Annotated in this window: 20 protein-coding genes, 1 tRNA gene and 1 pseudogene; 13 read left to right on the top strand and 9 right to left on the bottom strand. The window is 64.5% G+C overall.

Going from position 1 to position 22,457, the window contains the following annotated elements; genetic code table 11:
• Positions 1–92 precede the first annotated feature (92 nt).
• Positions 93–1,463 (bottom strand): FHA domain-containing protein, encoded by a 1,371-nt coding sequence (locus tag HPY32_RS18375; protein WP_067584784.1) that lies wholly within the window; start codon positions 1,461–1,463, stop codon positions 93–95.
• A 239-nt stretch (positions 1,464–1,702) separates the two neighbouring features.
• On the opposite strand from HPY32_RS18375, the gene HPY32_RS18370 reads away from it, so the two are divergent.
• Positions 1,703–1,788: transfer RNA gene (locus tag HPY32_RS18370), tRNA-Leu, on the top strand.
• A 163-nt stretch (positions 1,789–1,951) separates the two neighbouring features.
• Complete coding sequence (locus HPY32_RS18365) at positions 1,952–2,380, top strand: AbrB/MazE/SpoVT family DNA-binding domain-containing protein (RefSeq protein ID WP_156673981.1); 429 nt, start codon at positions 1,952–1,954, stop codon at positions 2,378–2,380.
• Between the two features lie 358 nt (positions 2,381–2,738).
• Here the strand turns inward: HPY32_RS18365 and HPY32_RS18360 are convergent, their stop codons facing one another.
• From HPY32_RS18360 to HPY32_RS18350, 3 genes are read right to left on the bottom strand one after another with little or no spacing between them, the layout of a single operon-like run.
• Positions 2,739–2,903, bottom strand: a complete 165-nt coding sequence (locus HPY32_RS18360) for a hypothetical protein (protein ID WP_156673982.1) — start codon at positions 2,901–2,903, stop codon at positions 2,739–2,741.
• Entirely contained in the window at positions 2,903–3,214 is a 312-nt protein-coding gene (locus HPY32_RS18355) for a hypothetical protein (protein WP_067579566.1), read from the bottom strand. Before HPY32_RS18355 ends, HPY32_RS18360 begins: the two co-directional genes overlap by 1 nt.
• A gap of 53 nt (positions 3,215–3,267) precedes the next feature.
• Positions 3,268–3,915, bottom strand: coding sequence for an MspA family porin (locus HPY32_RS18350; RefSeq protein ID WP_231951363.1), 648 nt, complete (start codon positions 3,913–3,915; stop codon positions 3,268–3,270).
• An 891-nt stretch (positions 3,916–4,806) separates the two neighbouring features.
• On the opposite strand from HPY32_RS18350, the pseudogene HPY32_RS18345 reads away from it, so the two are divergent.
• From HPY32_RS18345 to HPY32_RS43895, 7 genes and pseudogenes are all read left to right on the top strand, one after another.
• Positions 4,807–6,213 (top strand): annotated as a pseudogene (locus HPY32_RS18345) (family 2B encapsulin nanocompartment shell protein).
• Between the two features lie 168 nt (positions 6,214–6,381).
• A complete protein-coding gene (locus HPY32_RS18340; RefSeq protein ID WP_231951364.1) occupies positions 6,382–7,782 on the top strand; it encodes a family 2 encapsulin nanocompartment cargo protein terpene cyclase in 1,401 nt (466 codons plus the stop codon).
• 108 nt (positions 7,783–7,890) lie between these two features.
• Positions 7,891–8,763 (top strand): geranyl diphosphate 2-C-methyltransferase, encoded by an 873-nt coding sequence (locus tag HPY32_RS18335; protein ID WP_067579568.1) that lies wholly within the window; start codon positions 7,891–7,893, stop codon positions 8,761–8,763.
• A gap of 132 nt (positions 8,764–8,895) precedes the next feature.
• On the top strand, positions 8,896–9,693 hold the full coding sequence (locus tag HPY32_RS18330; protein ID WP_067584796.1) for a bestrophin-like domain: 798 nt from the start codon (positions 8,896–8,898) through the stop codon (positions 9,691–9,693).
• A gap of 54 nt (positions 9,694–9,747) precedes the next feature.
• Positions 9,748–10,731 (top strand): delta-60 repeat domain-containing protein, encoded by a 984-nt coding sequence (locus HPY32_RS18325; protein WP_067579570.1) that lies wholly within the window; start codon positions 9,748–9,750, stop codon positions 10,729–10,731.
• Between the two features lie 479 nt (positions 10,732–11,210).
• A complete protein-coding gene (locus HPY32_RS18320; protein WP_067579572.1) occupies positions 11,211–11,798 on the top strand; it encodes a hypothetical protein in 588 nt (195 codons plus the stop codon).
• 591 nt (positions 11,799–12,389) lie between these two features.
• Positions 12,390–12,533: an NHL repeat-containing protein gene (locus tag HPY32_RS43895; protein WP_156673983.1), complete on the top strand. Its 144-nt coding sequence runs from the start codon at positions 12,390–12,392 to the stop codon at positions 12,531–12,533.
• 233 nt (positions 12,534–12,766) lie between these two features.
• On the opposite strand, the gene HPY32_RS18315 is transcribed toward HPY32_RS43895, so the two are convergent.
• Positions 12,767–12,937 (bottom strand): hypothetical protein, encoded by a 171-nt coding sequence (locus HPY32_RS18315; protein WP_156673984.1) that lies wholly within the window; start codon positions 12,935–12,937, stop codon positions 12,767–12,769.
• Between the two features lie 340 nt (positions 12,938–13,277).
• On the opposite strand from HPY32_RS18315, the gene HPY32_RS18310 reads away from it, so the two are divergent.
• Positions 13,278–13,796: a hypothetical protein gene (locus HPY32_RS18310; protein ID WP_156673985.1), complete on the top strand. Its 519-nt coding sequence runs from the start codon at positions 13,278–13,280 to the stop codon at positions 13,794–13,796.
• A 1,254-nt stretch (positions 13,797–15,050) separates the two neighbouring features.
• On the opposite strand, the gene HPY32_RS18305 is transcribed toward HPY32_RS18310, so the two are convergent.
• Both HPY32_RS18305 and HPY32_RS18300 read right to left on the bottom strand, forming a co-directional pair.
• A complete protein-coding gene (locus tag HPY32_RS18305; protein WP_067579576.1) occupies positions 15,051–15,686 on the bottom strand; it encodes a TetR/AcrR family transcriptional regulator in 636 nt (211 codons plus the stop codon).
• A 722-nt stretch (positions 15,687–16,408) separates the two neighbouring features.
• Complete coding sequence (locus tag HPY32_RS18300; protein WP_067579578.1) at positions 16,409–16,597, bottom strand: hypothetical protein; 189 nt, start codon at positions 16,595–16,597, stop codon at positions 16,409–16,411.
• Positions 16,598–17,316: 719 nt separating this feature from the next.
• Here HPY32_RS18300 and HPY32_RS18295 point away from each other — a divergent pair.
• The 3 genes from HPY32_RS18295 (at position 17,317) to HPY32_RS18285 (ending at position 20,840) form a co-directional block, all read left to right on the top strand.
• The gene (locus tag HPY32_RS18295) at positions 17,317–17,484 is read left to right on the top strand and encodes a hypothetical protein (RefSeq protein WP_156673986.1); all 168 of its coding nucleotides are present in this window, start codon (positions 17,317–17,319) and stop codon (positions 17,482–17,484) included.
• 193 nt (positions 17,485–17,677) lie between these two features.
• The gene (locus HPY32_RS18290) at positions 17,678–19,594 is read left to right on the top strand and encodes a cutinase family protein (protein WP_171982918.1); all 1,917 of its coding nucleotides are present in this window, start codon (positions 17,678–17,680) and stop codon (positions 19,592–19,594) included.
• A 1,009-nt stretch (positions 19,595–20,603) separates the two neighbouring features.
• Positions 20,604–20,840, top strand: coding sequence for a hypothetical protein (locus HPY32_RS18285; RefSeq protein WP_156673988.1), 237 nt, complete (start codon positions 20,604–20,606; stop codon positions 20,838–20,840).
• 445 nt (positions 20,841–21,285) lie between these two features.
• Here the strand turns inward: HPY32_RS18285 and HPY32_RS18280 are convergent, their stop codons facing one another.
• Entirely contained in the window at positions 21,286–21,717 is a 432-nt protein-coding gene (locus HPY32_RS18280) for a nitroreductase family deazaflavin-dependent oxidoreductase (protein WP_067579582.1), read from the bottom strand.
• Positions 21,717–22,322 carry a TetR/AcrR family transcriptional regulator gene (locus tag HPY32_RS18275; protein ID WP_067579584.1) on the bottom strand — a complete coding sequence of 202 codons (606 nt, stop codon included), beginning with the start codon at positions 22,320–22,322 and terminating at the stop codon, positions 21,717–21,719. Before HPY32_RS18275 ends, HPY32_RS18280 begins: the two co-directional genes overlap by 1 nt.
• Positions 22,323–22,457 lie beyond the last annotated feature (135 nt).

Here is a 22,457-nt window from a genome sequence, read left to right as displayed (position 1 = left end):
GGCAGCATCATAGGGCCGAGGACCGGTTGCGAGCACGATACGGCCGACGAATTCGAGGCCGCATCGTGACCTGCACCGGCGAGCTTACGGGATCAGACGATCCGGATCAGGATCTCGGAATGTCCGGCGCGGATCACATCACCGTCGGCGAGCTGCCAATCCTGCACCGGAGAGCCGTTGACCAGCGTGCCGTTGGTCGACCCGAGGTCCGACAGCATCGCGACCTGCCCGTCCCACCGCACCTCGATATGGCGGCGGGACACACCCGTGTCGGGTAGGCGGAAGTGCGCGTCCTGGCCGCGGCCGATGATGTTGCTGCCCTCGCGAAGCTGATAGGTGCGACCGCTGCCGTCGTCGAGTTGCAGGGTCGCGGAATAGCCCGAACCGCTGTGCGGGGCCTGCGGCGCGGCGGCGTACCCGCCCTGCTGGGCGTAGCCCTGCTGCTGCCCGTACCCCTGGCCGTAGCCGGGATCCTCGGCGCCGTAGCCGCCCTGCTCGCCGTAGCCCTGGTCGTAGCCCTGCTGGCCGTACCCGGGCTGCTGGCCGTAGCCCTGGTCGTAGGCGGGCGCCTGGCCGTAGCTCTGCTGCTGCCCGTAGCCCTGGTCGGCGTAACCCTGCTCGGCGTAGCCCTGGTGGCCGTAACCCTGGTCGGCGTAGCCCTGCTGCTGGCCGTAGCCCTGATGCTCGTAGCCCTGCTGGCCGTAACCCTGTTCGGCGTAACCCTGCTCGTACCCGCCCTGCTGGCCGTAGCCGGGCGCCTGCCCGTACCCGTGGCCCTGCTGCTGGTAGTCGTAGCCGTTCTGATAATCGCCGTACGCCTGCTGCGACTCCGGGGCGGCGTATTCGGCGGCACCGGGATACTGCCCGCCGCGTCCGTAGTCGTCTCGGTAGTTCTGCTGGCCGGGGCGGCCTCCGGGCGGAGGTGCGTACCCGCGGTTGCGTGGATCGGACTCCGCGGGCTCTCGGCTGGGGTCGTAGCCTGAGTTCTGCGTCATGGGGCCAGCTCCTGGTTGCGGGTGTGCGGTTCGGTGTGGGGGAGGTCCAGGTCGGTCGTTCGGGCGGGGAGGCGCCGGCGGGTTCCGGCGGCCCACGTCGGGGTCCACTCGACCACTCGTCCTGAACTGCCCGGTGTGCAGCGTAGGTGATGCCTCGAACTCGACATGCACTTCGCCGTAGGTCTGCCACCCCTGTGCGTGGATGTAGTCCTGGAGGTGCCGGGCGAACGCGCGGGTGGTGAGCTCGTGGTCGGCGTCGAGTTGTTGCAGGTCCGACGGGTTGATGGTGATGGTGTAACTGTTGGGGGCCAACAGATGTCCGCCCTCGAGCTCGCCGACCTGGCCGGCGGCCTCGCGCTGCAGTGCCGCTTCCACCTCCTGGGGCACGACGCTACCGCCGAACACCCGGGCGAAGGCATCACCGACGGCGCCCTGTAGGCGGCGCTCGAAGCGCGACACGATCCCCACCTCGGCCTCCCTTCGGCGCGCGTACGTCGGCATTGTCGGTCTACTGTCACCATTCCGCGACACGCCGAATGGGCGTGTCGTCGGACGGACACGGTCTTTGCATGATATCCACGATCGTCCACACCTGTAACTCTTGGCAGGCCGCACGGGTTCCCGAGCCTCGACACGATGATGGAAACCCCTGTGAACAGGCGATTTCGTGACTGCATCGGCCGCATGATACGGTCTTCGAGTCGCTCGGGCGAGTGGCGGAATGGCAGACGCGCTGGCTTCAGGTGCCAGTGTCCTTCGGGACGTGGGGGTTCAAGTCCCCCTTCGCCCACCAGAACGACGGCATACGTGCCACATCCGACGAAGTAGTGTTCAAGTGCGCTTGAACACTCGGAGGTGGCAAGCGAAATGTATGTTGTCGCACGTCATTTGATGACAAATCCGCCGATCATCCCAGCCGGGACGGTCGGCGTTTTGCGTTCTCAGGGGTGGTCGCTGTGATCACTCCTATCGTGCCGCCGCAGGCACCCTTGCAGGAGCTCATCCACGGCCCGATCGCCTATCCGGTACCGGTGCGCGGTACCAGCGATGATCTCGTATACGGCATGTCGACGGTCGGGGAGGCCGGGCGCATCCTCGACCGGCAGGTGTTCCGCAAGTTGGGCTGGCGGCCGGGCAAACGGCTGAATATCCGCTGTCCGGAACACGGTGTCCTGCTGGTGGCTCCGGCCCGTGACGGTGCGGCAATCGTGACACCCGACGAGTTCTTCCGGGTGCACTACAAACTGCGACGGCGCGTCAACCTGTTCATCGGTGACCGGGTGCTGTTGATCGGCCGAGTCTCCCGTAGTCGCCTCGTCGTCCATCCACCTGCGGCGATGGATGAGTTGTTCGCCGAGAGCGTGCGCCTGCTGGACCGGTGGTAACGATGACATCACTCAACCGATCGGCCGGTGCGTCTGCCGAAACTGTCGCCGCCGCAAGGCTTTTGCTGTCGCAAATGGGAATCTCTCCGGCCGATCTCGTCTGTGCTGGCCCGACTGCGCCAACGTTCGGCGAGGTTATCCCCAAGGTCCGGAAGATCCTGTCCCCGGGAACACTGCGCACATATAACACCCACTTCAACCGGCTGCTGGATCTGTGGAGCGAACAGCGGATGGACGACGTGTCGAAAACCGACCTGGAGGAAGTCGCGCAGACGGTCCAGGCCACCGCTCGCACCACGCGAGTCACCCGTGGCGGGGGCGGCGCTGTGGAGAACTTCGTCAGCGCCATCCGGTGTGTCTACCGCTTTGCCGAGGACAACGGCTGGATCCGGTCGTCGGACATATACCCCTGTGCCGAGGACACTGGTGCGGCCGCAACCACCGCGAAGCCGAATCCGAGCCCGGCCGCAGCAAGCGCGAGCACCGCCGCGGCGGCACGCACGATCGGCTCGCCTCGGCGCATCACCTGCCACGCTTCCTGCGGATCTGGGCGATCAGGGTATCGCTGCCCCACCAGGTCAGCCGACCAGCGACGGACATGTACAGGAAGAACGCGAGATAGACCAGGACAGCACCGATCTCGTCGGCCCACCCCGGAATCCGGTCCATGCCCGCGAACGCCGCGATCAGCATCGCCACGCCGAGCACGATCGCCGGAATTGCCAGTGCGGCGATATCGGCATCGGCCTGCGAAGCCGTTCTCGGTGTGGTGTTGTCGGCTCCATGGCGTGGTTGCTTGCCGGTGGCGTCGACGCCGGGGTTGGTGCTGGTCATGACACATGCCCTTCCGTGTGTGCCCCTCCTGAAAGGCAAAGAGCGGTAACGATTCAGAGGGTGATGGGGTCGCCGTAGACGGTGACGGAGTTGTCCGCCGTCGCCGTCGACATGGCGGCGGTGGCGAAACTGCGGAGGGTGACCGGGCCTAGACACGCGTCGACTTTGACCTCGACCTGGTCGGCGGTGATCGAAGCATGCGATGCGGCAAGGGGTTTGGACCCGAACGGGATCGTGGCGATGGTGCCCGGTTTCACCGTGGTCTGGATGTTCGGGGTCACCGAGGCCTGCGCGCCGACGCTCACCGAGGGCGGGTAGCTGATGTTGACCGAGACGTTGGGCCCGAACGACAGCCCCATACCCAACGTGAGACCGGTGCTGACGTCGATCTGACAGCCGACCTGGTAGCCGAGGGTGACCGTTGCCGAGTTCACCGGTTTGGTGCCGTTGCCGGTGATGTCGGCGGTCGCTTCGAGGCTGGCGAACCCTTCGCGACTGGTCGGCGTCGCGTCCAGTGCGGGCCAACGGTCAAGGCTCTCTTGGGTTTTGGTGACCGATAGGGTCCACCCGTCATCGGTGCCGATATCACGGCGCTTGTCGGCGGTGATGTCGGCGTCGGCGGACCCGCCCGCCCACACAGCGGCGACCATGGTCGCAACCAATACACCCGCGCACGCGGTCGCGGAGCCGCTGAAACTCATGAAATTTCCTTCCGAGATACAGCAGGGACCCCGGGCAGGCCCGGGGGGATCACTACGAGCACGCCCGGATGCATCCACCGTGGCAATCTATACAACCGGTCAGATAGTTAATGTGGAGTTCTTCACACGCCCCGCTGCACCCCATTTCTGACAACTACTTTCGGTTCGGTCCCGCCTGGGCTGCGTGTGGGATCGGCCAGCAGCTACCGAACCCGGCCTCATAAGGCATATAGGCGCGGCGATGAACCCGCGTCCGGAGGTGATGCGACCCGAAAATGACTGCGAGCAGACCGAAATCGGTGATCGGATCAGCATCCGGTGTCGATTGCCCGGTCCCGTGCACCTCGAGCGCATACAAGTGTGGACACCCTTGGAGGGCACTGCAGAACCTCACAGGATTGCGCCAGCGCCCAACCTGCCCCGATCACACCTGCTGTGGCGAGCAGTGCGTGCGACGAGCGCGGCCCGGCTGCGTCAACAACCCGAAAACACCACGGCGGCAGCCACATTCACCTCGCACACCACGACATCGTGAAAGGTACTGGGACAGAGCCGTTATCTGGACAGACCCGGTTCGCGCAGAGTGTGGAGTCGTCCGGCTGGTGTGCGGCGGTGTGGTGGCGTGATTCGATTCTCCTGTCCGTGGCCGTAGCATGACAGGTTTGTTGGCGGAACGATTGAGTGTCGTAACCATCCAGGTTTCGTTCCGAATTTTGGCTGCGCACAGGACTTTTCGGCTCTAACGTTGTTGTCTGTGTGGTCGGTTTGCTTGCATTGGTGAGCCGATCCTTCCGGGTGTTCTTATTTCCCCTGATCTGTTGTGTCGAGTGCGCGATCAGTCCGGTGTGTTGTGACAGCTGTCGAAGTTCAACTGGAGTGAGGGGACGACGCATGACTATCGAGATGCCGGTCCAGACGGACAACCAGCAGCGTAAGAGTTTGAGTACCGGTGCGGCGCATCAGTTGGCGCACACCACCAAGTCCGAACCGCAGATGCAGGGCATCACCTCGCGATGGTTGACCCGCATGCTGCCGTGGACGCAGGTCGGCGGTGGTGTGTACCGGGTCAACCGGCGTCTGACCCATACGGTGGGCAACGGAGAGGTGGAATTCGTCGTCGACGGCTCGCAGGCCAGGGTAATTCCCCTGGAGTTGACCGAGCTTCCGCAGTTGCGGGACTTCGACGACGAGGAGGTGCTGGCCGCGCTGGCGCACCGGTTCGAACAACGCGATCTCGATCCGGGTGTGGTGGTGGCCGAGTTCGGCAACCCGATGGATCAGGTCATGCTGATCGTGCACGGCAAGCTCGCCAAGCTCGGTACCGGTGAATACGGTGAGCAGACCCGGCTCGGTCTACTGGGCGACGGTGATTTCTTCGGCGACGCGACGCTCACCGACGCCGATGCCATCTGGCCGGTCACCGTCAGAACCATGACCAGGACCACCATGCTGGTGTTACGGCGGGAATCGCTGCTGCAGATGCTTGAGCAGGCGCCCGCGCTGGGGGAGCAGCTGTCCCGCGTCGCCGCCGAACCGGCGCGGCCGCAGAACACCAAGGGTGAGGCCGACATTCAGATCCAGTCGGGTCATGCGGGCGAGCCGTTGTTGGAAGGTACGTTCGTCGATCTCGATGCGTCGCCGCGTGAGTATGAGTTGAGCTTGGCGCAGAGTGTGTTGCGGGTGCATACCCGCGTCGCCGATCTGTTCAACGATCCGATGAACCAGGTGGAGCAGCAGTTGCGGCTGACCATCGAGGCGCTCTACGAACGCCGCGAACACGATCTGGTCAACAATCCGGACTTCGGTCTGTTGCACAACTGCGATCTCAAGCAGCGCATCTACTCCGAATCCGGCGCGCCGACCCCGGACGATATGGACGACCTGCTGAGCATGCGGCGCAGCACGAAACTGTTCCTGGCCCACCCCAAGGCGATCGCCGCCTTCGGCCGGGAGTGCAGCAAGCGCGGACTGTACCCGGATCCGGTCGAGGTCGACGGGCACCGCTGTTTCGCGTGGCGCGGTGTGCCGATCTTCCCGTGCAGCAAGATCCCGGTCAGCGATACCCAGACCACCTCGATCCTGGCGATGCGTACCGGCGAGAAGGACCAGGGTGTGATCGGCCTGCACTAGACCGGAATTCCGGACGAATACGAACCAAGCCTGAATGTGCGGTTCAAGGGCATCGACGACCAGTCGATCATTTCCTACCTCGTGAGCTGCTACTACTCGGCGGCCGTTCTGGTGCCCGACGCACTCGGAATTCTCGACAATGTCCTGGTTGCCCGGCAGGCCGACTGACCGGGGTGATGAGCGATGTCGGTGCTCTCCCGCGCCGCGGCGCCGATGGCCACGTCCGACGTGGCCACCGCCGTCGCCGCCTTGCTCGCTGATTTATCGACAACCGCCCCTGCGGATCTACTGGCGGCGCAGTCCGCGGAAGGTGAAGTAGCGCAAGGAGATTCACCGGTGCCCCGACACCTGCTCGGTCCGCGGGGACTCGGCGCCGCAGCGCTGCGACTGCCATTGCCGGAGCTGGATCTCACCCCGGCCGAGGTTCTGCCCGCCGACGCACCGGCGCAGGAGGACATTCCCGCGGCAGTTCCCGGCAGAGCCGTGATTCCGCTCGGACCGACGGGATTGGGTTCGGCCGCTGGCTATTTCCACCGGGTCACCGCGGAGCCACCGTCGGTCGAACCGCTCGGCCCGGCGGAACCCGTTGCGGGAACGCTGAATCCACCCGCTGTGCCCCATCCGGCCGAGTCGGTGGACGAGATCCGCCCCGCCTCGGTACACCGGATACCCACCGCGCCAACTGGATTGGGGGCCGCATCGGCGCTGCTGCGGCCCCGCTCTACCCCGGCGGGTACCACCGAATCGACGGTGCGGTCCTCGGTCATACCGCCGCTGTACTGTCCGCCGCCGGTCCGCGACAATCCGGAACTGGCCGAGTTGGTCAACGATGGACTCATTGCCTGGGCCGCCGAAATCGGGCTCTACGAAGGCAGATTGGATGAGTTACGGGATGCCGATTTCGGCCGGTTGATCATGCTGGCCCATCCAGACAGCGACGATCCGGACCGGCTGCTCGCGGTGGCGAAATGCGCGGTGACCGAATGGTCGGTCGACGATTACTACTGCGAGGAGGACGCGCCGGACACCGCACCGGACGGATCACCGTCGCAGGCGTGGGCCGAACTCGGGCCGAAACTGGAAATGGCCGCCGCGGCAATGGATCCGGTGCATCTTCCGGCCCGATACGCGCCGCAGTTGGAGGAGGCGCTGCAGGCCGATCCGATCCTGCGGGCCTTCCGCACCTCCTTCGAACACTTCGCGCGGTACGGCACCCCGACACAGGTCGCCCGGCTGCGCACGGAGATCGCGGGCTGGTTCATCGCGCTGGCGGCCGAGGCCGGATGGCGGGCGGCCGGGCGGATGCCGCCGGTGTGGGAGTACCTCACCAACCGGCAGCCGCACAGCTTCCTGCCGTGTATGGCGCCGCTCGACGCGGTCGGCGGCTATGAGCTGCCCGCCGCGGAATACGCCGACCCGAGGGTGCGCCGGCTGGTCACCACCGCGGCGCTGGCCTCCCAGATGGTGAACGACCTGTACTCGATGGCACGCGAAGACCTTTCCGGTGGAAGGGAATTCAACCTGCCGACGGTACTCGCCGCGGAGGAGGGTTGTTCGCGACACGACGCCGTGCAGCGGACCGCAGAAGTGCACGACGAACTCGTGCACCGTTTCGAACGAGAGGCAACCGTCCTAGCCGCCACCGGCACTCCCGAGCTGCGCCGTTTCCTTGGCGGACTGTGGGCGTGGCTGGGCGGCAACCGCGCCTGGCACGCGGAAAGCAAACGCTACCGGTAACGCGGCGCCCGAACCCCGACACGACCGCCTCCCTGAGCCGGACGTGGCCTGCCGATCGATTCACGCACGACCTTCCCCGATACCCGTGACGAGAGAGGATGACCCGGCATGTCCACGGAAGAAACCGGAACCGGCCCGGTGCTACGCACCAGCTACCAGAGATCCGTTGCGGCGTACTGGAACAACAACCCCAACGACGACCGCGTGAACACCGAACTCGGCGAGGTCGACGGCCTCTACCATCACCATTACGGAATCGGCGAGCCGGACCTGTCGGTGCTCGAAGCCCCGCAAGCGGTCCGCCAGCAGCGCATCATCGAGGAGTTGCACCGCCTGGAAACCGCCCAGGCCGCTCTGCTGCTCGACCACCTCGGCAAGGTGGGTCCCGGCGATCGGCTGATGGATGGCGGATCCGGCCGGGGCGGAACGAGTTTCATGGCCAATCAGCGTTTCGGCTGCCGCGTCGACGGGGTGACCATCTCCGAATACCAGGTCGGCTTCGCCAATGAGCAGGCCGAGCAGCGCAAGGTGACCGACCAGGTGGCCTTCCATTTCCGGAACATGCTCGACACCGGATTCGACACCGGCTGTATGCGCGGCATCTGGACCAACGAAACCACCATGTACGTCGACCTGTTCGACCTGTTCCGCGAATTCTCCCGGCTACTGCAACCCGGCGGGCGCTACGTGTGCATCACCGGCTGCTCCAACGATGTCAACGGCGGTCGCTCCTCATCGGTCAGCGGGATCGACGCCCACTACGGGTGCATGATCCACCCGCGCAGCGAGTACTTCCGCGCACTGGCCGAGAACAACCTCGTGCCGATCGACGTCGTCGACCTCACCGCGGCCACTATCCCGTACTGGGAGCTGCGCACGAAATCCGAACTGGCCACCGGGGTGGAGAAGGCGTTCCTCACCGCATACCGGGAGGGCAGCTTCCAATACCTGTTGATCTCGGCCGACAGAGTCAGGCGTTGAGCGCGTTCGGCTCGGAGCCGAACCCGGACCAGGCCCGGTCGGTCCGCGCTGACCCGTGCCCCGTCGATGTCGATTCATCGCCGGATCCGTTCCACCCTCGCCGCGACCCGTTCCCCGATACCGGGAGTCGATATGTTCACCTGGGTATACGAGATGCCGTCCTGGCTGTCGTTCCTCGTCATCACCGGAGTCTTCGTGGCGATAACCTGCTCCGGCGTCATCATCGCCAGACCCGGAGTGCGCAAGATATTCGCCAGACAACCGGGCATGAACGAAATGGTCACGATGGTGCTGACCGTCGGCGGCGTCTTCTACGGCCTGCTACTCGGGCTCACCGCGGCAGCGACCTATCAGTCATTCGACTCCGCGAACACCATCGTCGCCGACGAGGCCGCCACGCTGGGCGTCCTGTACCGGGAAGTGTCGGCCTATCCCGAACCCGAACGCGGGGTCCTGCAGAAAGATCTGGTCGACTACACCGACAACGCGATCAACGTAGCCTGGCCCGCCCTGCGGAAAGGCGAGGAATCGACGATCGGAACCGCGCTGGTCACCAGATTCCAGCAACACCTGCTCGCCTTCCACCCACAAACCGAATCCGACAAGATCGTGCACGCCGCCGCCATCGAGCAGTTCGCCCACTTCATTCAGGTCCGCCTACACCGGCTCGCCGACTCCAGCGGCGGCATCCCCAACTTGATGTGGACGGTCATCGTCATCGGCGCCGCGGTCAACATCGCACTGATGTGCCTGTTCACCCTCGAACACCGCACCGCGCACCTGGTCCTGGCCGGACTGTTCGCCTTCTTCCTCGCCACAATGATCTACCTGATCGCCGCCATGGACTACCCCTTCCGCGGCGACCTCAGCATCAGCCCCGAACCATTCATCACCACCTACATCATCGTCATGGGGCAAACCAGCCACTGACCCCTCACCATCGAATCCTGTTCTCGCCCTTCGAGTTCGAAACGAGGTAGCAGCATGTCGAGCAAAACACCGTATCGAGCGGCGACACTTCTGCAACGCGCGGTTCTCGTCGCCGCCATCGGTGCCGCGGCCTGCGCGTGCTCCGGCTCGCATGACTCCGCCGCGGCAGGAAGCCTCGACGCGGGCTTCGGATCCGGCGGCAAGGTGACAACAGACCTCGGCTCATCGGCCGACCGCGCCAACACCGTGACAATCCAAACCGACGGCCGAATCATCGTCGCCGGATCGACCCAGGACCCCGCCCAGGGCGACAACTTCGCGGTCGTCCGTTACATCACCGATGGCCAACTCGATCCGAGCTTCGGTGACGGCGGAAAAGTCAGCACCGACTTCGGCAGTGAATCCGATATCGCCAACGCTGTCGTGATCCAGCCGGATGGAAAAATCGTCGCGGTCGGCACTAGTCACGGCACCGCCAGTGGCGACGATATCGCATTGGCCCGATACGCCGTTGACGGCAAACTCGATGCGAGTTTCGGCAACGGCGGGAAAGTCAGGACGGATCTGGGCAGTAAAGCCGATCACGCCAACGCCGCCGCGATCCAATCCGATGGACGGATCATCGTCGCCGGTTCGACCCAGGATCCCGCGCGGGGTGACAATTTCGCTGTTGCCCGTTACACCACCGATGGCAAACTCGATCCGAGCTTCGGCGACGGCGGAAAGGTCAGCACCGACTTCGGTGGTGAATCCGATATCGCCAACGCTGTCGTGATCCAGCCGGATGGAAAAATCGTCGTCGTCGGCACGAGCCATGGCACCGACACCGGAGACGACATCGCCCTCGCCCGATACACCACCGACGGAAAACCCGACATCAGTTTCGGCAACGACGGGAAAGTCAGCACCGATCTGGGCAGCAAAGCCGATCACGCCAACGCCGCCGCGATCCAATCCGATGGACGAATCATCGTCGCCGGTTCAACCCAAGATCCCACCCAAGGCGACAACATCGCCATCCTCCGCTACCACGGGTAAACCGATACCGGCGCGACCGCATCTCCACAGGGTCAACAATTTCGAATGGTCGGTAGCCAGGAACGATCTCGTGCTACCCGACCGATTCACTTCCTGAGCAGCCCGAGCGGCATCGTCGACAACGCCCCTCTCGCACCCTCCGCGGTCGAGCCGTGAAATGGTCGAGCTCAAGCGGACGGGTTTCCGGTCGCGGGTCCGGTAGTACAACTGCCTGGCCCGCAGATCCAGCGCACCGAACATATGCCGGACACCTTGGATGCGACGATAGGTCGTCCGCAGGCGACGCGACTGGCGAGCGGCGAACCAGCCGTGGCCACTACGAGGTTGCAGGTTCTGCGGTCCGAACCCGTCCATACCGATCCGTCCTGTCGTCGGTAACGAATGCCCAGGAGCGGTGCGAGGATGTCGCTGGACATCGGGCCGCGAAACGACAGGGACGGTGGCCGGTATCGGCGACCGTCGACACCCTCGGGAAAGGAATGGTCATACTTTTGCGCGGTATCCGTGGTTTTTCCAGGCTTCTGATCATCGCGGCCGCAGCGGCGTTGAGCGCCCCCGCCCTGATCGGGAGCGGCGTCGTGCGGGCTGAGACCGAGGCGGAAAGACAACAGGCCGCAGCACAATCGGTTTTCGAAAATCTTCTCTGCAAAGAGGGGAATGGGAAGAACGGACTCGAGCCCCACACCGACGACTGGTATCACGACTGGATGAAGATCGAAGACAGTGCACCCTACGAGATGAAAGGCAACGGCTCTCCAGGAAAATCGGCACGGAAGACGCTCTACAAAGTAGCGAATCTCAACCCCGAGACTCGAAAAGAGATATGTGAAAATACGACCAGGTATGCAAATGAACTAGAGGCCCAGACCGACCACCTGAAAGGCGATCTCAAGCTCACGTGCCGCGTCAACATCGATCGCCGCATCGACAAGGACGGCGAGCTGGGGAAGACGCTCAATTGCGGGGACTCAGCGGGGCAGGCGAAGCTCGTCGACACGAAGTTCCTCGCATACAAGAAAATCACCGACTACGATGACGAAGGCAATTACGGCGGGCCCAAGAAATAGCTTTGAGGTCTCCGGTATTCGGGTAGGCGACCGAGCGGACCCTGAATACCCGGAGGCCTCGTGTTCCGAGATACTAACCTCGATTTTTCGTGTGTCTGGCGTGCTGGCTCGATCTGGTTGGGTGGCCCGTCTGCGGCCGTGTCGGTGGCGGAACGGCATGACGGGCTGGCCCGTGCAGCGGGTGGGCTGCCGGGTTCCACGGGCCCGGAGTGGTCCTTCCTGATGGTCGTCGGGACTGTTTTGGTGTTGGTCAGGTGGTGTTCAGTCGGGTCAGCGCGGTGAGCGCCCGCCCGGTCGTCGGTGCGGGAGCGGGGCAGCCGCAGCATGGCTCGGCGAGCGGGCTTGGGGAGGTTGCAGATCTTCCGGTGGACCATTCGTTTGGGGAGGGTGTAGTGAGATTCGCGAGAATCGAGTTGATAGCTGTGGTGCTGCTGATGAGCGTTAGCCTGGAGGTAACGACATGCTCGTCGAGTGAGCGTTACGACAGCGCTGGTGCTATCACTGTAAATTGTGCCTGATCCACAATTCTGATGCCGTTGACAACGGCACGATTCCTGGCGGGTAGGGGTTTAGGTAGGCCCGCCGTGTTGCTTGCATGGCGCCGACACCGGAGACGATATCGCCCTCGCCCGATACACCACCGACGGAAAACCCGACACCAGTTTCGGCAACGACGGGAAAACCAGCACCGACTTGGGCAGTAAAGCCGATCACGCCAACGCCGCCGCGATCTAATCCAATGGACGAATCATCGTCGCCGGTTCAACCCAGGACTCCACCCAAGGCGACAACATCGCCATCCTCGGCTACCACGGGTAAACCGATACCGGCGCGTTCCACAAGGTCCCGGCCCTCGAGCAGGGGCTGCGCCCACCGCGGCGCGGTGTCGGCACACGGTGATCGGGTCGCGGCCGGTCATTGCGATCGTGGCGAGGTGCCGCGCAGCACCGGCCACGCCTGCCCACCAGTCACAGGCCCGGCACCAATCGTTCGGCCGTGTCGGCGAGTGCGGCCAGCCGGTCGGCACCATATCGGTGCTCGGCCGCGACGGCGAGGGTGTTCGTCGACGTAAGCGTCGACCGCGCTGCGGAGGTGCAGGCACGATCGGTGGCGTCGCGGGCGGCGGTGGCCGCAGACATTTGGGTTCTTCTGGGAGTTCACCGTAGCAACGATCTCGCTGCATCGAGAGGTCACCCACGGCGGAGTTGGGAGTTTCCGGATCCAGACGCTGATCGGACACGTTGGTGGTGGTCGGTGGTCTGGTGAGTGTGTTGTGTCGGATGGTGGTGGCCGTCGTGGGAACGTGGTGGGCGGTACGGATGGTGTTGTCGGTGCTGTGTGTTTCACGGTCCGTGTTCGTGGTGGTGGGTGGGTTGTCCCATCCGTGGTGGGTGTGGTTCCGAATGGTCTCTCGGACCGGTCCTGTTGTTTCGGTGTGATCGGTTGTCCTCGGTTTCGTCATCGATGTGGGAGGTCGGAATGAGTGTTCGTGTGCGGGGGATCGGCTCGGTCGTGGCGGTGGCCGCGGTGATGTTGTGCGCTGGGATCGGTTCTGCGGGTTCCGCGTCGGCGGAGCCGCCGTGGGGGACGCATTGTAAGGGTGCGAAGGCCGAGGCGAAGAAGGAGAAACCGTTCATCATCCAGGCGTGTCAGCGTGCCTACAGCGCCAAAGCCCGCGCCATCATCGCCGACGACGCCACCAAGACCGACGCCACCACCAAGGCCGACGCCGCCGCTGACGCCCACACCGCCGACGACGCCACCGACGCCGCCTTCGAGGCCGCCCAACTGGCCGCCAAGGCCGCCACCTCCTCCAAGGTCACCGCCGACGCCGCGGTCGACGCCGCCGAGGCCGCTCGTGCAGCTCGGGATGAGCCTATGGATGTGGCGCTTGCCAACAAGGCAGCCGAGGCCGAGGAGAAGGCTGTGGCTGCGTCGCGGAAGGCTTTCGGCGGTCCCGGGCAGGTGAAGATCCCGCGACTCACCTCCGCCGGGTAGTAGAGCGGTCCGGGATCCGAAGTCCCTTGGCGTACATGAAGAGGAGGGTCTCGTTTGAACGTTGGGTGACCAACAATTATCGAGGCCCTTCTCGCCGCACGGTCTGTGACGATCGATGACGAGGTGGCGGGGCCGCGGTGGATGCCGGGTGCCTGCCGGTACTCACCTGATGCGGAGTCGGTGTGCGTCGCGGGTCGATACAGTCGCTGTTCGGATCCGCTCGCGAAGCACACCGGCTGCGGTATGTCGATCCCGTGGGCTGTGGCTGACCCGAAAAATGCTGAACGCGAGGTACGTCCAGCGATGCTCGAAGTCCAATCCAGCATCACCGACAAGCACGAAGCCCATCATCATGATCCGCGACAAGGGTTCACCAGCCACGAGTTCGAAACGAGGTCCTGGTTGTGTTCACCGGTGCCATCCCGGTCGAGCACTACAGTCTCCAACGCCGACGCGACTACGGCGACCACCAAACGGCACTGACCGCTTCTTTCCTGGACCCCACCGAACCGCCATCACCTCCGCCGCCTGAACCAGGGCACGAACCTACGCGTGCCCGACCAGCGCAACTGACCCGGTCGGCTTCTCAATCCTGCCTGCTCGCCTGTTTACGATGCGCCAAGGTTCTGCGGTGCGCTGCACTGGATCGCGACGGCGAATCTCTACCTTGCCCAACCGCTGTTGGGGGTTCTCACGGCGCCTTCGGTCGGGAGTGCCGATTCGTGATATCGCCAGAGAGAGCCGACTGATGCGGATCCGTCCGCACGCGATCCCTTCGGTGGTACGCGGTTTCGGTTCGGCCGAGAGTCGGGGGCAGCCCTTCGTGACGGCCTGCGACCAGCACCAGCCAGCGAGTTCGCGGGCGATGGCGATGTTGGCAATCGCTGTGTCGACACGCCGGCTGTGTCCCGTCGGCTTCCGATCGTGACTGCTCTGCTGGGGTTTCGGTTTATGCCGCAATTGATGTTTCGGCTCGATATGGACGCCTCGCTTGGATTTGTCCCAGGATCGGTCGCGAGTTGAGCGAGGACTTCCGGAGTTGACCTATCCGTCCTGGTAGTGGTGACAAATAGCCGGTGCGCGGATGTCGTTGAGCACTGGCAAGAGCGGGCCGCATATATGCGTGGTATCCGTGATTGGTCGGGGGCTCCTCGTCGTCGCGGGTAGTCACGCAACTATTACAGGACTACAGCTGCCCGGCTCGCGAGCCCACGGCTATCTGTCGAGCTCGCGGGTGGATGGTGCGAAGCGGATTCAGCTTTCGGGCAGCGTGTCGGGGTCGACGCTCGCAGCGCGCAAGCGTTGCAGAACCGCGGCACGCGCGGCGGCGAGGGCGAACTGCGGGTCCAGCATTCGAACTCGGGACACCACGCCCTCGCCGAGGCTGTCGATCTCGTAGGCGAGCTGATCGGAATCCGTGTGCTCGCACAGCTGGCCCGCCTCGATCGCCTCGTCGATCGTCGCGGTGAGAAACGCGTGCCATTGTGCTGATTGCTCGATGAGCCGGTCGTGGATCACCCCGGGCCGATCGTCGAATTCCCGATAGACGATGGAGAAGAAGCATCGCCCCGGCAGCATCTCGCGGGCGTAGAAGTCCAGGCGGCGCTCGTGTAGCGCCCACAGCCGCTGCAAGGGGGTTGGCTGTTCGAGCGCCGGTGCGATGATCTCGGTAACCCATTGTGTGCTGGCGTGTTCGAGCGCCGCGAGCTGGAGCTCTTCCTTACCGCGCCAGTGGGTGAACAACGCCGATTTGGTGACGTCCAACCGCGCGGCAAGCTGGCTCAGCGACAACCCGTCGAGTCCCTCCACCGATGCCAGTGACACCACCGCATCCAACACGGACGCCCGGGTACGGTTCCCGCGCAACTTTCGGCCATCGGTCTCAGTCATCACAAACACCAATCGAGGGCAGAGGCCAGATTTGGTCACGTGACGTAACCATTGCGGATGGATAACCCGCTCGGACATGTCTAACCGAATGTTCGGATTCTATATTCCGCTAGGGACTGACCGGCGATATGGAGCACTGGGAAACCTGGGGTGTCCTCAGGAAGGTGCATACCGCTCGGTCGCCCGGTGTTGTCGGCAGGTGCGGACCTGAGAATACTCATGGCGGTTGGTGGCCATCCGTGGGGATGTCGTGCCAAAGCTCGTTGAGTTGATGCGACTGACCAGATTGTCGACTGATTTGGAGGTACACCGTGTCGGCCCGGGTTCGGGCCTGGGACACCGGCCGAGGCAAGGTTGTCGATCAAGGAGTCTGAAGTTCGCGCTCACGGCAGCGTGCACTCGGAAGGCGCGGCGCTCGGTGCCCTGCCTGTCGACCCGACCTCGATAGCAACCTGTCTCCCGCCATCTCACACCTGTCGTAGTGGCGAATGATCACCCGGGTCGTCAACGACCAGCCACCCCGGCGGTATCGGTGGGGGTGGCTGGTCGTGCGCGGGTGGGGGTGGATCATCCTGTTTTGCGGCGGTGCCGAGACGTGCCGCTGCACAGCGGATCGGGGTCGGCGGGTGTGGGGTGCGTGGCTCACTCGGAGGGGTCATGCCCGGCGTGGGCGAGGAGTCCCGCCGCGGTAGGTGAACGTTATTTGGGCACGGCCGTGAATATCACATGCCGGACATGGAGGCCTGCCGGCTGGACCATGCCGTGTGGGTCGAGATCGGTTTGGCCTTCATCGCATCCGAGTCCGTGGTCGTATACATGGGCGACAGTGTTGGTGTGTTGCGCACCTTGAATGCGTACAGTTGTTCATCCTTGCTATGTTCGTTTTCTGCGATGCTGAAGCAGTTGTTCAATTCCGGATTTTCGATGCGGCCGGTCTTTTCTTTGTCGTTGGCGTCGTCGAGGTGGTAGGTGAATGCGCCCGTAGCGTGCCTGGGTGCGTTCGCGAGGGCATCGGCGGGAGCGATGACCGACAGGGGACAGCGCTCAGCAGGGCGAGCAGTGTGAGACGAAGACGCACAGGGTTGCCTTTTGGTTGGTGTTGGGCCGGGCCGTTTCTCGTGGAGCTGGTCTCCCCTGAGGGGGTATCGAACGAACCCGCCGTGTCTGCGTTCGTGGTGGAACCGGTCTCGGATGGGCTCGGGGAATCTGTGGCGCAATCCGCTCCGGATCATTACCCGCGAGCGGGCGCGCCTTGGTTGTTTGGCCGGTGCGGGCACCGCGCCGGGGCAGTGATGATCGTGATGGTCGTGCTGGTCGGAGAGTCTGATCAGCCGAAGCCGCCGCTGTGTCCTGGCTACGGTATCTCCGGGCCGGGTTCTGGTCGCGGGTTCCTGCACGGCCCGGTGTGGTTGGGGGTGTCACGACCAGAGTGCCCCGGCGGAAGGTGTTTCGTTGCCAGGCGTGGCGCCGGATTGGTTCTGGCCAGAAATAGAAACCTTCCGGCCGGGGCCAATCCATCGGGGGATGGGTGACGAATACCGCTGCGGGTGTCCCGCCTTTGTGCCGTCGTGCTGTGCTTCGAGACGGAGGGGTGCGCATCTGTTGAGAGACAACGTGTTCGGTCCGGTTCGTGATCGATGGCCGGGCCGGGGCGTCGATGCCTGTGCGGTGCCTGGCACTGCGACTGTTCGATATCGAATCATTCGAATCAAGAGGAGAATTCATGCTGCTGGGTGTTCTGAGCGCGCTGTTGACCGGTCTGTCGAACGTGGTGGCCGCGTTGTTGTCCGGGGCCTGATCGTGTCGGTTCGGGGCGGAACAGCGCGGTTTCGCCCCGAACCGACGCCCCCGGTATCCATTCATTCTGAATCCTGAATTCGTCAGTGGTCGTGGTTGTTTCGTGTCGAAGGTGGGGAAGATTGCGCACGCGTTCATGGCCGATGGATCCGAGCCGAGGTTCGGCCACAGCGGTTGTCGCACTGATCGTTTCCATGGCGGCATGTGGTGCGTCGGCGGCCGAGCCCGCCGAACCCGGTGTGCCGTTGCAGAACTGTCCGAGTCTGTATGTGCTGGCAGTGCAAGGGACTGGTCAGTCCTCGCCGCTGACTCCGCCCGACGGCGCGGATGCGGGCATGTTGGGGGCGGTGCTGGCCCCGTTGCGGGCGACCGGACCGCGCCTGGTGGCGCACGCTTATGTGCCGTACGAGGCGGGTTTCGGTGGCGCGGTGCCCGGAGGTGATGTGCCGTACGTGGCGTCGGTGTCCGGGGGTCTGGACCGGTTGCGGTCGATGGCGGCCACGGTGCTCGCGGACTGCCCGCGCACCGAGTTGGGGCTGCTGGGTTATTCCCAAGGGGCCCATATCGTTTCGATCTTCGCCCGTGAGATCGGTGACGGGTCCGGGGTGGTTCCGGCCGACCGTGTCGCGGCGGTTGCGCTGCTGGCCGATCCCACCCGCGGTCCTGCGGCGTCGCTGTTTCCCGGAGCGCCGGACCGTAGTGCTCCCGCTGCAGTGCCGGGTACCACCGGGGCCGATGTGTCGGGTTTGCAAGCGGATGTGCGGCAGGTCGCCGAGGGGGAGGGGATCGGGCCCGACGGTGATATCGCCACCGATTTCGGTGCGCTCACCGGGCGGGTGGCGTCGTTGTGCCTTCCGGGTGACCTGGCCTGCGATGCCCCGTCGATGCCGCTGTTGCGGGTGCTGGTGAATATCGCCGGGCAGGCCGAGCTGAACCCGGCCGATCCGATAGCGGCGCTGACCTCGATCGTGGTGGCGGTGCAGGCGACCGCGGCGCGGACGGTTACCGAGGTGATCGACCACGATCTGCGCGGCAGCACCCTGGGCACCCTGTCGCTGGTCCCCGGCTGGTCGCTGTCCCAGCGTCTGGCCGATGCCTCCGATCCCCGCGAAACCCCCGATACCCGCGCCGCTGTGCTGAAACTCGCTACCAGCGCGGTGAATTCGCTGCTCGCGGTGACCGGGCGAATGCTGACACCGGCCGATATCGCCGAGGTCGCCGCGCTCGCGGCGGCGGACCCGAATGCCGCGATAGCGCTGCTGGCCGAGAAATTCGTGACCGCGGACCGGCGCGCCACACCGCGTGGGGCGGTATTCCATCTGATCACCGATCTCGTGGACGCGGTCGCGAACCTGATCGACGACAGCGGCCGCCTGCTCGACCCGGCAGTGTGGTGGAAATACCTCGACACCGCTAGCCAACACGGGGCCTACCAGACAGCCGCGTTCACCACCAGCGGACAACCCGCCGTCGAATACATCAGCGACTGGTTCAACGCCGCGGCCCGCGATCTCACCCACCACCTCCTCCCCACCCCGGCATCCGACTCCCCGCACACCCCACGCATCCCACCTCCGGCACCGACCGCAGCACCACAACCTTCAGCCGCACCTTCACCTGTCATCGACGCACCCGTCCCACCGGCCGCCGCGCCGTCAGCCCCATCAGCTACTGATCCGTCGGCCGCCGCGTCATCGGCCGCTGACCCGTCGGCTGCCGCCCCGTCGGCTGCCGCGCCACCAGGCGCTCCATCGACTGCTGCTCCATCGGTCGCCTTCCCGCCAGCCGCAGCGCCGCCGCTGCCGAGCAGTCCACCGCCCGCGGTTCATGGCACCACGAGCACGGTCACGCGGACCGGCGAGCCCGGCCGAGACCTGGCGTGGGTGCTCGTCCTGGCCGCGTTGGCGAGCACCGCCTACATCGCCCGCCGCATCCGCCACCGCCGAACCCGTACCGGCACGACCAGCAACGCCACTCGCGCCAGCGGTGACCCCCACTTCACCACGGAAGCGACCGCACCCGAGTACCCCATCCCACATTCACCGCCCACCTCGCCGACCCCGACCGACGAACACACCCACGAATACGCAACCACAACTCCAGGAGCATGAATGATCATCAGACTCCTCGGCAGCCTCATCGGCGGCCTGCTGGACCTGCTCATCAACCTGCTGATCCCATGAACCACCACATTCGGCGACACAACACCGCAGCCCGGTCACACCACACAGCACTCCGATTAGGTCAGCGGGCAGCGCCGTTGAAAGTCACGACCACCACACCCCGATCCGCGGTATCCGGCAGGCATTACCGCTTTCCAGCCGAGTGAAAGATGCTCGGCAGCCGAGTCTTCGGACCTTGCCTGCCGTCGGCATCCGTGAACATCTCCGAAGCGGCACGGTTGGCGACACGCAGTCGGGATTCGTGCCAGGCGGGGGGGGGGGGGGGGAGTATTCACGTGCTGACGACAGCCACAATCGCCGGATGGCTGATCAAGGGCGTTGCCTATGAGATGGTGTTTCGCATTGTCCGCCAAGGCTTCTCGATTCGGCGGATAACCCTGCGTGTGGGATTGCGTAACGGGGCGATCACCACCGGCGAAGGATCCAGGAGCGGATGCGGCTTTGGTGAGACCCGATCGGATCTCTCGGGCAGCTCGCGAGATGGTACAGGCCAGACACATTGCAGGTGGGCTCCACTTCCATCCGCCCGGCGGAGATCGGACTGGTGATGAATCTGGTCCCGTTCCAGCTCGGCTGCCCGCCGACGTACGCGGATTCGTCAACCGCGTCATCGACCTCGAACACACATAGACGGTGTGTTGGAGCATGCGGTCGGGGATCCGGGATCGACGCAAGTCTGCGTCGTGACGGGTAGGGCGGGAGTTGGCACAACCTCGCTCGCGGTGCACTGGGGGCATCGCGAGTGCGCCAGGCTCCCTGACGGCCAACTGCATATCAACCTACGCGGATACGCCCCGGCGCCCGTTCCGCGGGTTGATCACGAAACCGGTGTGTGGCATTTCATACATCAACCTCACGACCACGCATTCAGCCCGGCTGACCGGCGCGTGACGGTTGAACGGCGGGTGAACTGTCGATCACGGGGTCGGCGCTCCAGATGAGTCGCCTCGACGTTCAGGAGCGCAAATGGCGGATACGGAAATCAGTGCTCGATCGAGAGCCAGCAGCAGTCCTCATCGGTGGGGTACTACTGGCCGTGATCACCTTGGGCCTGATCGTCGCAATGTTCATCCACACTCCGGTTCCAGAGATTCTCAGTAGTGCGTTTTTGCTGATTCTTGGCTTCTTCTTTGGGCAAACGACCAGCCGTGGAAGCAAGTCAGAAGCGGACTAGGAGCCGATGTCCTCCGGTTGACATCGCCGGTGCAGTAGGTCATATTCGAACCACTCGAATACGTAATCGTGGCACGGATGCCGTGAGGAGGGGTTCAAGTCCCCCTTCGCCCACCACTCGAGCACGTAATCCCGGCCTATGTGCCGGGATTACGTGTATTTCAGTGCCCTTGAGCACTGCGCATCCGGCATAGATGCCGCGTTGCGGCGTTCAAGTAGCTGTTCGATCCTCCAGATGATCTAGCCGGTAGTTGCTGAACGATGAATAGATGTGACCGGCAGCGCATTTGTTGTAGGCCATCGGTCGTCCCCGAGCATCGCAGTGCATTCGCTGCTGCCTGATGATCGTGGCTGGGTTTCACGCGGGTTGCTGTACGGTTCGCGAAAATGTCGTCGGGTCGTATCCCGATGCGGGTGTGGGAGATTGACGCCGACGGCTAAGTGGATCAGTTGGTGGGGCGCAGTTCGATGATCGAGATGCTCCGGGTGGTTCGCTGCTGGTATTGGGTGTATCGGCCGCGGTTGACCTTGTCGGCGATTTCCCAGCGCCGGGTGTAATCGGGGTCGTCGGGAAGGGTTGGCCGGGCGGTGACGGGGAGGCGGCGGCGTCCGATCTGGATTTCACAGTCCGGTTTGGTTCTCAGGTTGGCAAGCCACGCCGGGGATCTCGGTGCGCCGCCATTGGAGGCGACCACGAGGTAGTTCTCGCCGTCGCGGGCGTAGATGAGTGCGGAGGTTCGGGGGAGTCCGGTGCGGCGGCCGGTGGTACGCAGCAACAGGGTGGGGTTGCCGAACAGCAGCCGGTGGCCGAGGCGACCGTCGGTGTTCTCGTAGATCCATTGGTGGGTGCGCAGCATGTCGTGGTAGAGGTCGCGCATCAGGAGTCCTGTTCGGTGTGGTCGTGGAAGGCGGGCAGGGCGCGGATGATGTTGTCGGCGAAGCGGATTACCCGTTCGGTTGAGAATGTGTCGGGTTCGGTGAGGATGAGCCTGCCGCTGTCCCAGTAGAGGGCGTAGAGGGCGCGGGCGGTCAGTTCGATGTCGATCGCGTCGAGTCGGCCGGGTGGTGTTGCCGTTCGGACGAACGTCGTCAGCGCCGCGATGAATGCTTGCCGTCCGGTTTCGATGCGGCGGCGGAACGTCGGTGTGCTGCTGTCGACGAGGGCGAAGGCGGCGCGCCAGCGATCGGGCGCGGACTGCACAGCGGCGAGGAAACGACCCAGGCCATCGGAGGCGGCCTGAGCTGGATCGCCGGTGCCCGGACGCGGCACGACCTCGGCCATTTGAGCGAGGCCCGCGGCCTCTTCACGGTCGAGCGAGGCGCGCAGCAGGTGGTCGGAGTCGTCGAACAGGCGGTAGACGACCGGGCGGCTGACGGCGGCCTCGCGAGCTACCGCGTCGATGGACACCTTGTGCACGCCCTGGGTCACGATGATCCGCAGGACCGCGTCGAGCAGTTGCTCGCGGCGCTGCTCGGGGTCCATTCGGGGTGCGTATGGGCGTCGTTTCTGCACCGCCACGCTGTTCACCAGCCTTTCTTCATGTCGGCCCTTGACAGTGTTACCTGCAGTCACAAATACTACATTCACTGTAGCTACAGTCAGTGTAGTTTTTGACGG

The organism is Nocardia terpenica, from assembly GCF_013186535.1.
GTDB classification, from domain to species: Bacteria; Actinomycetota; Actinomycetes; order Mycobacteriales; family Mycobacteriaceae; genus Nocardia; species Nocardia terpenica.
Note: the sequence above shows the minus strand (reverse complement) of the source record. Positions and strands in the feature narration are given on the sequence as shown.